Origin of the sequence: Dyadobacter arcticus, from assembly GCF_011762185.1 — a bacterium.
GTDB classification, from domain to species: domain Bacteria; phylum Bacteroidota; class Bacteroidia; order Cytophagales; family Spirosomataceae; genus Dyadobacter; species Dyadobacter arcticus.
Map to the genome: position 1 here is coordinate 607,057 of NZ_JAASQJ010000003.1, position 13,590 is coordinate 620,646.

The 13,590-nt window shown below is 42.5% G+C and carries 10 protein-coding genes; 9 read left to right on the top strand and 1 reads right to left on the bottom strand.

Going from position 1 to position 13,590, the window contains the following annotated elements; all coding sequences use genetic code 11:
* The first annotated feature begins 36 nt into the window (after positions 1-36).
* The 4 genes from rpsO (at position 37) to menD (ending at position 5,285) form a co-directional block, all read left to right on the top strand.
* A complete protein-coding gene (rpsO, locus tag FHS68_RS16080; RefSeq protein ID WP_167271913.1) occupies positions 37-312 on the top strand; it encodes a 30S ribosomal protein S15 in 276 nt (91 codons plus the stop codon).
* Positions 313-417: 105 nt separating this feature from the next.
* Positions 418-2,553, top strand: coding sequence for a polyribonucleotide nucleotidyltransferase (pnp, locus tag FHS68_RS16085; RefSeq protein ID WP_167271915.1), 2,136 nt, complete (start codon positions 418-420; stop codon positions 2,551-2,553).
* 63 nt (positions 2,554-2,616) lie between these two features.
* A complete protein-coding gene (locus FHS68_RS16090) occupies positions 2,617-3,480 on the top strand; it encodes a sigma-70 family RNA polymerase sigma factor (protein WP_131957614.1) in 864 nt (287 codons plus the stop codon).
* Positions 3,481-3,566: 86 nt separating this feature from the next.
* The gene (gene menD, locus FHS68_RS16095; RefSeq protein ID WP_167271917.1) at positions 3,567-5,285 is read left to right on the top strand and encodes a 2-succinyl-5-enolpyruvyl-6-hydroxy-3-cyclohexene-1-carboxylic-acid synthase; all 1,719 of its coding nucleotides are present in this window, start codon (positions 3,567-3,569) and stop codon (positions 5,283-5,285) included.
* On the opposite strand, the gene FHS68_RS16100 is transcribed toward menD, so the two are convergent.
* Positions 5,282-6,319, bottom strand: a complete 1,038-nt coding sequence (locus FHS68_RS16100) for a tetratricopeptide repeat protein (RefSeq protein WP_229211924.1) — start codon at positions 6,317-6,319, stop codon at positions 5,282-5,284. The genes menD and FHS68_RS16100 overlap by 4 nt on opposite strands.
* A gap of 16 nt (positions 6,320-6,335) precedes the next feature.
* Between FHS68_RS16100 and FHS68_RS16105 the strand changes: the two genes are divergently transcribed.
* The 5 genes from FHS68_RS16105 (at position 6,336) to FHS68_RS16125 (ending at position 13,587) form a co-directional block, all read left to right on the top strand.
* Positions 6,336-6,587: a hypothetical protein gene (locus FHS68_RS16105; protein ID WP_167271920.1), complete on the top strand. Its 252-nt coding sequence runs from the start codon at positions 6,336-6,338 to the stop codon at positions 6,585-6,587.
* A gap of 161 nt (positions 6,588-6,748) precedes the next feature.
* Positions 6,749-9,754, top strand: a complete 3,006-nt coding sequence (locus tag FHS68_RS16110; protein WP_229211925.1) for a tetratricopeptide repeat protein — start codon at positions 6,749-6,751, stop codon at positions 9,752-9,754.
* A gap of 38 nt (positions 9,755-9,792) precedes the next feature.
* Positions 9,793-11,463 (top strand): TonB-dependent receptor, encoded by a 1,671-nt coding sequence (locus FHS68_RS16115; RefSeq protein ID WP_167271922.1) that lies wholly within the window; start codon positions 9,793-9,795, stop codon positions 11,461-11,463.
* Positions 11,464-11,493: 30 nt separating this feature from the next.
* Complete coding sequence (locus FHS68_RS16120) at positions 11,494-12,561, top strand: HU domain-containing protein (protein ID WP_167271924.1); 1,068 nt, start codon at positions 11,494-11,496, stop codon at positions 12,559-12,561.
* 99 nt (positions 12,562-12,660) lie between these two features.
* The gene (locus tag FHS68_RS16125; RefSeq protein WP_167271926.1) at positions 12,661-13,587 is read left to right on the top strand and encodes a hypothetical protein; all 927 of its coding nucleotides are present in this window, start codon (positions 12,661-12,663) and stop codon (positions 13,585-13,587) included.
* The last annotated feature ends 3 nt before the right edge of the window (positions 13,588-13,590 follow it).

Sequence of the window (13,590 nt, forward strand, 5' to 3'; positions counted from 1 at the left end):
TAATTACTTTATAAAAATTAATCTGTTGTTACAATCATGTATTTAACCGCGGAAAAGAAGAGCGAGATCTTCCAATCAAAAGGGTTTAAAAAAGAAAGCGGGGACACTGGATCTGCTGAATCACAAATTGCTCTATTTACGTACCGTATCAATTATTTGAACGAGCACTTAAAAACGCACAAAAAGGATAATGACACAAGGCTTGGCCTTCTTAAAATGGTCGGAAAGCGCAGAAGATTGTTGGATTATCTATTCAAAAACGACATTAGCCGCTATCGCGCGATTATTCTCGAATTGAACATACGTAAGTAATCTAAAATCAGGGAACTTCATATTTTGTGACGGTTCCCTGATTTTTTGCGTAAAATTAACAGACGTCAGGATGACGTGTCACAGCTACAAAAATCAAAACACTTTATGCTCTTTAATATAGTTACTAAGACTATAACCCTACCGGATGGCAGGGAAATCACTATTGAAACAGGTAAATTAGCGAAGCAAGCCGACGGATCGGTCGTAGTAAGAATGGGCAATACCATGCTCCTGGCTACAGTGGTTGCTAATAAAGATATCAAAGAAGGCCTTGATTTTTTACCCTTATCGGTTGACTATCAAGAGAAATTCGCTTCCGCCGGACGTATTCCAGGAAGTTTCCAACGTCGTGAAGGCAAACTATCCGATCATGAAGTTTTGACCAGCCGTTTAGTGGACCGCGTTCTGCGCCCATTATTCCCGGATGATTATCATGCTGAGGTTCAAGTTAACATCCTTTTAATTTCCGCAGATTCTGCTGCTTTACCTGATGCGCTTGCAGCGCTTGCTGCATCTGCTGCGTTAGCAGCGTCGGACATTCCTTTTGCTGGCCCGGTTTCAGAGGTTCGCGTAGCGAAAATTGATGGTACGTATGTCATCAATCCAGGTTCTGCTGAACTTGAAAAAGCAACACTGGATTTGATGGTGGGTGCTACCTACGATGATATTGCGATGGTAGAAGGAGAAATGAGCGAAGTTTCGGAAGAAGAAGTGATTGAAGCCCTAAAAATTGCTCATGCGGTCATTAAAGATCAATGTCTTGCACTTAAAGAATTCGAGGCAGCCGTTGGTAAAACTGAAAAAAGAGAATACGTTGGAGATGATTCAGATGTTGAGCTGGAAACCCGCGTTAGGTCTTTCTGCTACGATAAAATATATGCGGTAACTCAAATTGGGTCAACTAACAAAACCGTAAGAAAAGATGGTTTTAAGGCGGTTTGGGACGAATTCATTGCTTCTATTGGTGAGGATGAGGAATTGAACAAAAGTCTTTCAAAACGTTATTTCAATGACCTGGTTTGGGAAGCTTCCCGTCGCCTGGTACTGGATGAAAGAATACGTTTGGACGGACGTCGTCTTGATGAAGTGCGGCCAATCGCATCAGAAATTGATTTTCTGCCAAATGCACACGGTTCAGCGCTGTTTACAAGAGGAGAAACGCAATCGTTGACTACGGTAACATTGGGTACGAAAAACGATGAACAGATTGTAGATACCACTTTAAAATACGGGTACAGCAAATTCATGCTGCATTATAACTTTCCCGGATTTTCGACCGGTGAAGTAAAACCAAATCGCGGCCCTGGCCGTCGGGAAGTAGGTCACGGCAATTTGGCATTACGTGCATTGAAAAAGGTATTGCCAGTTGCCGAAGATAACCCATACACAATCCGTATTGTGTCTGATATTCTTGAATCCAATGGTTCGTCATCTATGGCTACTGTTTGCGCCGGTTCGCTTGCTTTAATGGATTCAGGTTTGAAAATTAAAGCACCGGTTTCCGGAATTGCAATGGGCCTTATTTCTGATGAAGCTACCGGCAAGTATGCGGTACTTTCAGATATTCTTGGTGACGAAGATCATTTGGGAGATATGGACTTCAAAGTTACCGGTACCGCTGCGGGAATCACCGCATGCCAGATGGATATGAAGGTAAACGGACTTTCTTTTGAGGTGCTTAGCGAGGCGTTAATGCAGGCAAAAGCTGGCAGACTTCATATTCTTGGTGAAATGAACAAAACCATGCAGCAAAGCCGGGCTGATCTTAAACCTCATACGCCACGTGCTATTGTTATCAAGATTGATCGTGAGATGATCGGCGCTGTGATTGGACCTGGCGGAAAAGTGGTTCAGGACATTCAAAAAGAGTCTGGGGCGACGGTTTCTATTGAGGAAAAAGATGGAGCTGGGTTTGTAAGTATATTCTCAGCAGACAAGACTTCAATGGATAAGGCTGTGGCCCGGATCCGGGGGATTATCCTGGTTCCGGAAATCGGCGAAATATATTCTGGTAAGGTTAAGTCCATTATGCCATTCGGAGCATTTGTTGAATTCCTGCCAGGCAAGGACGGATTGCTGCATATATCTGAGATTAAGTGGGAGCGGTTAGAGAAAATGGATGGAGTTTTAGAGGTAGGGGAAGACGTTCAGGTGAAACTGGTTGAAATTGATAAGAAAACCGGTAAGTATCGCCTGTCACGCAAGGTTTTACTTCCAAAACCTGAGAACAAAAATGAGTAAAACCGTGTTTCCATAAATAGAGACAATTGAATGTCGCCAATTACATACTTAATACAGATATAGATGAGACAGCTAAAGATCAGTAAGCAAATTACCAACCGTGAGAGTCAGTCATTAGATAAATATTTGCAGGAAATCGGTAAGGTAGATTTGTTAACGCCGGATGAGGAGGTGACCTTAGCTCAAAAAATCAGGGATGGTGATCAGCTGGCCCTTGAAAGATTAACCAAAGCAAATCTTCGTTTTGTCGTTTCCGTTGCAAAGCAGTATCAGAATCAGGGTCTATCCTTGGGTGATTTGATCAATGAAGGAAATCTTGGTTTGATTAAAGCAGCACAGCGTTTTGACGAGACAAGAGGATTTAAGTTCATTTCTTATGCTGTTTGGTGGATTCGTCAGTCCATTCTTCAGGCACTTGCAGAACAATCGCGTATTGTACGTTTACCGTTGAACCGGGTAGGTTCGCTGAATAAGATATCCAAAACTTTTTCTGAATTAGAGCAAAAATTTGAGCGTGAACCTTCACCAGAGGAACTAGCGGAAGTGCTTGAAATATCTTCTTCTGAAGTGGTTGATACGATGAAGATTTCCGGACGCCACGTATCTATGGATGCTCCGTTTGTTCAGGGGGAGGAAAACAGCCTTTTGGATGTATTAGAAAATGATTTGGAGGATAAGCCAGATTCCGGATTAGTCAATGAATCATTGCGTAAGGAAGTTCAGAGAGCACTTTGCACCTTGACACAACGTGAAGCAGATGTCATCGCATTGTATTTCGGCTTGAATGGCGAGCACGCAATGACTTTGGAAGAAATAGGAGAAAAGTTTAACCTTACTCGTGAACGTGTCCGTCAGATCAAAGAAAAGGCGATCAGAAGGTTGCGTCATGTATCCAGAAGCAAAGCGCTTAAAACCTATCTGGGTTAATCAGATAAGTCTTGCAAAAGATTAATTACTAATTACTTTGAATAAACGATTAATAGCCTCCTTATGAGGCTATTTTCATTTTCGATATGGCGATTTTACAACCGATCATTGACATTGCGACAATTTGTTACGAACATGGCGTAAGGCATGTGGTTGTCTCGCCTGGGTCAAGAAGCGCCGCGTTAACCCTAGCATTTTCGAGGCATGGAGGCTTTGAAATGCACGTTTGTATGGATGAACGCCCAGCTGGCTTTATCGCGCTCGGAATTGCCCAGCAAATCAATACCCCTGTCGTGCTTATATGCACCTCCGGTAGCGCAGCCTACAATTTCGCGCCTGCTATCGCAGAAGCTTTCTTTCAACAAATTCCTTTGCTGGTTCTCACCGCAGATAGACCAAAGGAATGGCAGCATCAATACGACGGTCAAACCATCTATCAATCAGAGATATACGGTAAGCATGTGAAACGATCTTTTGAACTTTCGCCCGATTACCAGCATAAAGATGTGCCTTGGGCTATCAACAGGATCGTCAATGAGGCGCTTAACATTGCTTCTGCCCGACCATTCGGGCCGGTTCATATCAATGTACCGATTAGAGAGCCGTTTTACCCCACAGAAACAGAATCATTTAGCGCGTCGGATCAGGTGCGGATTGTGCGGCGAAGTCAGACCGAGGCAGTTCTTTCAACAGAAGATTGGAACACATTAATGGATGAATGGGAAGATTCCAGAAGAATACTGATTGCAGTAGGGCAGGGCAGATTGAAAGAAAAACTGATTCAGGCGATGACCCGGATTTCCGAAGAATGGCACATACCAGTAGTTGCGGATCGGATATCCAATTTGCCCGGGCGCATTTTCATTGCAAATCACGATCTATTTTTAGGGGCGGGAAATACGGCTGATTTGAAGCCAGACCTGCTCATTACAGTCGGTTTATCATTCATCTCAAAGGAATTGAAGCAATTCTTTAGGGGAAATGTAGCGCTAAACCATTGGCACGTGGGAATTGACAATTTTTTGGCAGATCCAGCCCAATCTATGACCAGGCAGATACCAGTTATGGCAGATTACTTCTTTGAGAATATTTTTGAAAAGATTGATTATCAATTGTTTGTACAAAATAGTGATCCGGAAAATGATTCTAACTACGCAGCCAGGTGGCATAGAAGCAATACGAGAATGGAGGCATCCAAACAGAGTTATTTAGGAAAATTAACAACGTTAACAGATTTAACATCGCTAGAAATTGTTTTTAGATGTATAAAAAGGGAGTTTCAGTTACATTTGGCAAATAGTATGTCTGTCAGATACGTCAATGTGCTGACTGTTCCCGAACATATCACAGAAGTTTTTGCAAACCGCGGGACGAGCGGAATTGACGGTTGCGTCAGCACTGCGATCGGAGCAGCAAGAGTGAATAAGGTACCTACATTATTGATTGTTGGTGACGTCGCTTTCCTATATGACCGAAATGGTTTGCTTACAAAGACACTTCCACCGACATTAAAGATTCTAGTGCTCAACAATGCGGGAGGAAATATTTTCCGAATGATCGACGGGCCTGGCAGGTTACCAGAAATGGAGGAACTTTTTGAAACACGCCACTCATTTTCTGCCAGACGAACCTGTGAGGATTCAAACATTGCCTATTTTTCAGCTTCTGATTTAGAAACACTTGAAAATGTTGCAGAGTCTTTTTTAGAGAGTGGTGAGATAAGTCTTTTGGAGATTTTCACTGATCCTCTCGAAAACGAAAGGGTCTGGAAAGACCTAAAACAATTCGCAAACTCTCGCGATTAATGGCAGTATTTTGCGGCGGAGGCCATGGAAACAGAGTCTTTAAGAATTATACCCTGCTTCCATATTTTACACGCTTCGGCTAACTTTTTTTGTTGGAAATATGCCTGACCAGCAAGCCCGTAGAGCATTTCCACAGGCTCGGCAATGTCAATCGCTTTAATGAACATGTTTATGGCTAATTCGAGTTGCCCTTTTTGCTGGTAGTATATTCCCAGGTTGCGCAATGCATAGCCATTTTCAGGCCGTTTTTCCAAGGATCTTTCGATGAGTTCTTTTGCCTTTTCAGAGGATCCTGTCTGAAGTAATGCATAGCCTTTATTATTCAAAGCAAAAGCATCCGAAGGATCTAGATTTAGCACCTTGTCAAAATGATCGAGGGCTTCTTTCCAGTTTCGCTCGCGTAGATAAATTAAGCCGAGATTGTTTAACGCTTGCGGCTGATTAGGATCTAGTTGCAAAGCATTTAGGAAGTCGATTTTGGCTGCTGGAAAAGAAGATAGGCTGTAATAAACTGCGCCTCTGTTCACATATGCCTCAATGTTTCCTTTGTCCAGAGTCAATGCCTGATCAAATGCTGCTACTGCCTGGTCAGGACTTCCTTTTGCTACATAAAGGTTTCCCTGTAACAAATGAAAGTAAGTAGAATCGGTATAACGCTTCTGAATAAGGTCTAAGTCCACTTTTGCTTCATTCAATTTGCTCAAACTGAGGGCAGCTTCTGCACGCACGAGATTTGCCTGGGCAAGGGAAGGATCGATTTTGATTGCTTGTGACAAAATCTCATAGGCATCTTCTGCCTGATCCAATTTCAACAAACATATCCCCTTATTTAGATAGGCGTCGGAAAAATCTGCATTTTTGGCAATTGCTTCGTCATAGAAACGCAATGCCTCGGCATAGTTCTTTTGCTTTAATGCTTGATTGCCTTTCAGGAAAAAATCAGCTGCATCCTTTTTACTTTGGCTCGAACACGCCAAACCGAGTACTAACAAAATTAGTATTGTGAGTTGATTGAATGCAGAGGTTGTTTTCAATTTATGTTTATCAAAAATGAGATACATTAAGGATATCCCCAATGTGCATTTAAAGATTGGTCTTTATCAATGGAACAGCAAATATATTATCAAAGTAGAGTCGGGCATGTATGAGCAGACTTTTAAAATTGATGATTATGAGGTGACTGATACAAATGAATTGGAGAGATGCATTGATGAGACATTTATAAGTGCAGTCCAAGGTAGATTTGATGAGATGCACAACGATTTTTTCGAAGCCCTAAAACGTAATAATGTGCTATTTTAGCGGTTATCCGGGGTTATGCGATCTTGGAACGTATACGTATTTAGTTCACTTTTCGTTAGATAGCAAATCATTTTGAGCGGTAAGTGCACACCCAAATTCTCTTTGATAAGAATATGCTTTACCACAATAATTTAATTCAAAAATCCACCAACTCCGTTTCTATGGTATTAAAACACGGCGCCTCCACGTTCGGAATGCTTTTATTTGTTGGCGCGTCTTCCGTTTTGGCTCAAAATACACTAAGTATTACTGAGCCGGAAGCACACTTCCGAAATGGTCTTGAATATTATGAAAAGTCCAATTATGTTGCAGCAAGACAGGAATTTGGCGAGTTTCTTAATACGCAGGACAAACTGCTCAGCACAAGCGATTATAATAAAGTTACAGCAGAATATTACGTTGCCGTTACCGGCCTCTATTTAAACTATCCCGAGGCAGAGGTTCAGGTAGACCGTTTTGTGAAAAATCATGCGGAACATCCTAAGGCACAACAGATATATGGAGATCTGGGAAGCTATTATTACGAATCCGGCAATTATGAAAAGGCGATAACATACCTGGAAAAGGCGGTACAGGTTTCGAGCTCACTCGAAAGTACTTACCAACTAGCCATGTCCTATTATAATACCAAACAACCCGACCTGGCTCTGCCCTTGTTTAATCAGGTAAAGAATGAGACGTCTTTCCCAAATGCAGCTGACGCATCCTTCTTTGCAGGGGTGATCAACTATCAGAAAAACAACTTTGATGCGGCATATGAGGATTTCCGCCGGATTGAAGATCATCCTTACTATAAGAATGAAGCACCCAATTGGATCATTTCTTCCCTTTATCAGTTAAAAAAATATGACGAGCTAGGTCAGTACGGAGAGAAGATCCTGACGCAGCAAAGGGGAAATACTAAACTGGATGATGTTGCCTTATATGTAGCAGAGGTATACTACGAAAAAGGGGATTTTCCTGGAGCTGTTAAGGCTTACGAGCGGTATAAAAGGATGAAACCAGGGGTTATGCCGCCGGCTGTAGCATTGCATTATGGTCACTCCCAATTCAGAACTGAGAACTTCGAAGGCACAATTGCGGCTCTAAAACCGGTTGGTGCAGGCAAGGATTCTATTTCGCAATACTCGTCTTATCTGTTGGGAATCAGTTACTTAAAGACGAATAGTTTAAGCAATGCTTTAACATCATTCGGTAACGCGTCACAACTGGATTTTAATAAGACGGTTCAGGAAGAAGCGGCATACAACCATGCAAAGGTTCAACTAGAAACGGGTAATAACAATGAGGCCATTAAGGAGTTCAATACTTTCATGGCAAGGTATCCGCAGAGCAAGCACACCGAGGAAGCTACCGAATTAGTAGCAGATGGATATGCGAGTTCTAATAATAGCGCAGGTGCAATCAAATATATAGAAGGGCTAAAAAATAGAAATGCTAAAATTAATGGTACCTATCAGAGGCTAACATACAACCAGGGAGTAACCGATTTCAATCAGGGGAGATTCGAGCCGGCGATCGGCATGTTTGAAAAGTCGATAAAATTCCCGCTTGATGAGCAATTGTACAATTCAGCATCTTACTATAAAGCAGAATCTACATATGGACTTAAACGTGTAGATGAAGCCGCTGCCCAATATCTTCAAATTTCGAAAAATACTAAATCCGGGATTTATGCAAGGAAGAGTTTGTATGCATTGGGGTATATTTATTACAACCAGAAAAAATACGGACAGGCGCTCACCTACTTTAAAGAATTTACAGCCAACATTGAAGGCATGGATGCCCAAATGGTCGAGGACGCATATTCGCGTTTGGCCGATTGTTATCTTGCTGCCAAAAATTATAGCGAAGCTATTCGTACTTATGAACAAGTTGCGGCAAAGGGTAAAGTGGACAAGGATTACGCTCTTTTTCAGAAAGCCCGTGCTTATGTCTATATGAACAGGGAGGTGGAAGCCAAAAGGCAATTTGAATTATTAATCAGTTCGTTTCCTGCTTCGAGATTTTTGGACGATGCCTATTTTCAGCTCGCTGATATGGATTTCCAAAGTCAGAGCTATTCGGCGGCTGTGAAGGGGTTCACCAGAATGGTCAACGAAAAGCCAAAAAGTTACCTTATTCCCGCAGCATTGTTACGAAGGGCACAATCCTATTATAACCTGCAGGTTTATGAGCAGGCGATTGTCGATTTCCGTAAAATATTAACAGAGTATTCCGACTCCCCGTCTGCTAGTAGTGCCCTTGAAGGGATTCAGGAGAGTTATACTGCCGTGGGGCGTCCCGAAGAGTTTACGCAAGTTTTGGGTGTTGTTCGTAAAAACAATCCAGGAAATGAAAAGCTGGAAGAAGTAGAGTTTGACAATGTTCGCAATCTCTATTATGCCGAAAAATACGAGAACGCAATTAATTCACTGAAACAATTCATCAGCAGTTATCCTGCCAGCAAGCATCAGTATGACGCTAATTATTTCATTGCGTCTTCTTATGATAAGCTTGGTAAAGTGAATGAAGCGCTGCAAGCATATAGTAAAGTGGTTCAGGAGAACAGGTCAACATTTGTACCAGTGTCTGCGCAGAGATCGGCCGAACTCGAAATAGGCCGCGGAAACTTTAACAATGCGGTGACCAATTTTAGGGTGCTTTTAAGAAATGCTGAAAGTAAAAAGGAACAGACGCAGGCATGGATCGGCCTTATGGATACTTATTACACGCTGAAAAGCTACGACTCCACGCTATATTATGCGAAGGAGGTCATCAATGTAGGCAATGTGGTACCTGGCGGTGTAGGTAAGGCTCAGCTTTATATGGGTAAAGTTCCTTATGAACGAGGCGATCTCAAAAAGGCTTCCGATGAATTTAAAAAAATCATTGCTTCGTCCAAAGACGAGTACGGTGCAGAGGCCAGTTATTGGGTTGCAACCATTCTTAATAAGGAAAAGAAGTATAAAGAAGCTGAGACGGCCATTATTGAGATGGGTAAGTCGTTTGAGGGATATGATTATTGGCGGGCGCGTTCTTTTATCCTTTTGGCTGAGGTGTACGTCGGTATGAATGAGATGGGTCAGGCAAAAGCTACATTGAATTCAATTATCGAGAATTCCGACGATAAAGAGGCGGTTGAACTGGCAAAAGAAAAACTTACCCAGATCGAAAATTTGAAATGACTCAACCCGGTTCAGGTAAACAGAAAATCTTACTACTCATGATTAATTCCAACACAATGCGTTTCTCATTGTTTATATTAACCCTTGGCTTCTCATCGCAATTTGCCTTTGCACAAAAGGGAGAGATTGAAAGTCAGACCTATGAAATTGTAAAGGAAAAAAGCATTGAATTTGCCCCGGCCAACCGGGTTTTTGACAAGGTCCAGCCGGTACAAGGTGAAACTGGAAAGAAAAAGGTCTCCTATGAATTTGTCGACCCTGAGATTGACATCAGTTCGCCTAAATTAACCCCAGCTGTGGGTGTATCGTCCGACGAAAAAGACAGAAAGGATAAGCCGGACATCTTAAACAACTTTGTGAAGGTAGGAGGAGGGAATTACGGCAGATTTTTGGGAGAACTCTTTGTAGGCGGTCGTCCCTCAGAAGACCTGGCATTTACCGCACAATTGAAACATTTGTCGGCGGCAAACGGTCCGGTCGATGGGAAGAATTCAGCCAATGCAGGCACAAATATGAAGTTTGCAGGCAAGTACATCCGCAATAAGTATAAAGTGGAGGCCGCATTGGATTACGATCGTAAAAACTACTATTTCTATGGATACCAACCGCAACCGGAAGGTGTGATGGTTGACAGGGATACGATCAGGCAGACGATTAATCAGTTTGGTGTCAATCTGGGTTTTGAAAATACAGATGCTTCTGTGCTGGTGGATTATTCGGTAAAAACCAGTTTAAGCACTTTAAGAGACCGGTACAGTGCAACGGAACTGGATTGGGGAACTAAACTAACTGCTTCCGTCCCGATCTCTGAAACCTTTTACGCATTGCTGGACGCAGACGCATTCGTTTCGCAACGGGTTGACCGATTGACTTACAACCGGAATTTGTTCAGAGTAAAGCCTACATTTAAATATGTTACCGATGTCTTTTCGGTGTCGGCAGGGATGAATGTGGTCAATGAAACGGACAGTGAGCTTAACATTAACAAAACCAAAGCATTTCCGGCAGTCAACGTTGATGTCACTCCGTTTACAGGCCTGCACATTTTCGCGGGATGGAATGGCGATATTGTTAGAAATACATTGAAAAGCATGTTGAGTGAAAACCAGTGGCTTGGCCCTAATGTGATCATTGCGAACACAGAGAAAACAGCTGAATATAGTGCCGGTGTGAAAGGTGAAACTTCGAGTGGGTTTAATTACGAGGGTAAAGTGGCTTATACGAGTTACAGGAACTTCTACAATTTTAATAATTCATTGGTGGATACATCCAGATTTTCTATCATTTACGATTCGGGAAAAACCAAGGTATTAACCATTTCCGCGCAGGCAGGCTACAACTTTAACGACTTGTTTAAGACGTCACTTAAAGGGAATTTCTTCGATTACTCAGTTGAGAGTGTGGAGGAAGCCTGGCATAGACCAGATCTGACATTAAACTGGTTTAACGCATTATCGATCAGTAAAAAATTATTTGTAACAGCTGATTTCTATATGTTAAGAGGCATGAAAGCAAAGAATTTTCAATCCGGAGTAGTCACCAAATTACCCATAATTACAGACCTTAACTTGAAGATTGACTATCTGTTAACCAGGAATTTCTCCGCTTTTGTAGCCATCAATAATGTGTTGGGAAAGGAGTATCAGCGCTATCAATACTACCCGCAGCAAGGCCTTAACTTTATTGGAGGATTATCGTTTTCTTTTTAACTTCGCTCAGTTAACTCCAAATAACGATTCATGGTAGCAGTTGAAACGGTCATCCGAAAACTTATTGGCGAATATGAATTCGTAATTATTCCAGGATTCGGAGCGCTGCTATCGCATCAGATACCTGCTTCTTTCGATGCCAAGTCTGGCTACTTTACCCCACCGGCAAAGCGATTGGCATTTAACGAATTTTTGAAGTTAGATGACGGTCTTCTTGCCAATTACATTTCAAGAGAAAAAAGCTGGACGCATTCGGAAGCTGTGGACTATGTCAAAGCCTATACTGAAAAGCTCAGGTCTGGTTTGGAGTTTAATGGTAAAGCAAGCATTACAGGCATCGGCGAGTTCAGCAAGAATGTAGAAGGTAAGTTGCAGTTCGAGCCTAACACTGATAAATACTTTAAGGATGAATGGTATGGTTTTGAAAAAATTAAAGTAAAAGAGTTAAACCTGCAGGAAGTATCAACCAATTTGTCAGCTGACTATTCCAATAATGAAGAGGTAGAAGTACTCGAACTGGAAGAAAACAACCGGAAGCCGCTTAGATGGATGAGATGGGCAGCGGCCGCAGTATTTACAGGCTTGCTATGTAGCCTTAGCTTTTTCTTGGTAAATTCTACTGAAAGTGAGATCAGGAGTACACTGAATCCATTTACCGAGGTTTTTACGAGGGAGCAAATAGCTTTGAAGAAGAAAGCGCCGGTTGCCGAGAAGGTATTTGTAAAGCAAGAGCCAATTGTTAAAGCAACTCCTGTCAAAATAGACTCAGTATTTACTGATTCTGTGGCTATTGCGAAACCGATTGAATCTGCGCCAGCAAAAATACCAGCAGCCAAGCCGTTAGTGTCAGAAGCTCCTGCTGGTTCTAGGTTCTATGTGATTGCAGGTGCTTTTAAAGGGCCGCGGCAAGCCAAGGTTTTATTGGCCCAGTTGCAAAAAAAGGGATTGTCAGAGGCCAGGATCCTGCCCGGAGACAAATTCAATAAGAAGGTGAAAGTTGCTGTTGGCGGATATGACAATGAAACCGAAGCCTATCGTGCCTCTGCCAAGCTAAAACGCGTAATTGGCGAAGAGGGTTGGGTATTCAAGAAAAGATAATAATACTGTGCAAATTGAGAGGAAGCGGTATTGCTTCCTTTTTTGTTGAATACGAATTTTGCTAATTTTACGTTTCGAAAGAAATTTTAAGACAATCAAATGATCACATTACAGGCAGAAGACCGACAAAGAATTGCTATTTCCTGGGCCTGGTCCTTTGGAATAACTGCTGCCATGCTGGGTTTGTTTTTCATTATCAAATTGAATAGCAACCTGGCCAAAGTGGAGCCTATGGAGCTTTTTGTTGAAGTGAATTATGGAACGAGCAAGGTGGGTAAAGGCGATGTACAGACGTTCAATAAGCCAAATAATAGCAAGGTAGCCGAGAATATGAAGGCCGATGCCGACGAAGTAAAGAAAGTAAAATCCGTTGCGACGCCTAAACCGACACCACCCACGCCACCGAAAATAGAATCGCCCAAACCCGCAAAAACAGTTGCTGAGAAACCGGTAATCGCCGCAAAGGAGGAAAGTCCCGTTGAAGCGCCAGAGAAGACGGATGTAAAAAAATCCAATGGAAGTGAAAATGCTTCGGCACCGGTTAGCAAACCTGCACCGGAAAAAGCAGTTAACAAAGATGCGTTATTCACCAAATCTTCCGGAAGCAAATCGGGGAGCAATGGCACCAACGGAACCAAAACCGGGGTTGGCGGGAACAACAATGGTGACGACGCGGAAGGAGTAGGAGATAAAGGATCAAAAACAGGTAGCTTATTTGCCAAAACATATAAAGGAGAAGGAGGCGGTGGTGGCACAGCTGTCGGGCTAAGCTTATCCGGATGGAGCTGGTCTCGCAGGCCTGTTGTGGATGATAATTCGGATGCTACCGGTGATATTACATTCAAAATCACTGTGGACAAAAATGGCCGGGTGAAAAGCATTGTGACACAAAGTACCACCGTAACTGATTACGCTGTGGTCAACAAATACAAAAGCGCGGTTCGGGACCTGACATTCATACCAAAATCTTCCAATGTTCCCGATGAATCGATTGGGACGATTACCTTTAAAATACGTTCTCGATAATCA

Excerpts from the sequence above, each read along its gene's own strand:
- FHS68_RS16090 (WP_131957614.1), top strand. The coding sequence starts at position 2,617 with ATGAGACAGCTAAAGATCAGTAAGCAAATTACCAACCGTGAGAGTCAG.
- FHS68_RS16110 (WP_229211925.1), top strand. The coding sequence starts at position 6,749 with ATGGTATTAAAACACGGCGCCTCCACGTTCGGAATGCTTTTATTTGTT.
- menD (WP_167271917.1), top strand. The coding sequence starts at position 3,567 with ATGGCGATTTTACAACCGATCATTGACATTGCGACAATTTGTTACGAA.
- pnp (WP_167271915.1), top strand. The coding sequence starts at position 418 with ATGCTCTTTAATATAGTTACTAAGACTATAACCCTACCGGATGGCAGG.
- FHS68_RS16115 (WP_167271922.1), top strand. The coding sequence starts at position 9,793 with ATGATTAATTCCAACACAATGCGTTTCTCATTGTTTATATTAACCCTT.
- FHS68_RS16125 (WP_167271926.1), top strand. The coding sequence starts at position 12,661 with ATGATCACATTACAGGCAGAAGACCGACAAAGAATTGCTATTTCCTGG.
- FHS68_RS16120 (WP_167271924.1), top strand. The coding sequence starts at position 11,494 with ATGGTAGCAGTTGAAACGGTCATCCGAAAACTTATTGGCGAATATGAA.
- FHS68_RS16105 (WP_167271920.1), top strand. The coding sequence starts at position 6,336 with ATGAGATACATTAAGGATATCCCCAATGTGCATTTAAAGATTGGTCTT.
- rpsO (WP_167271913.1), top strand. The coding sequence starts at position 37 with ATGTATTTAACCGCGGAAAAGAAGAGCGAGATCTTCCAATCAAAAGGG.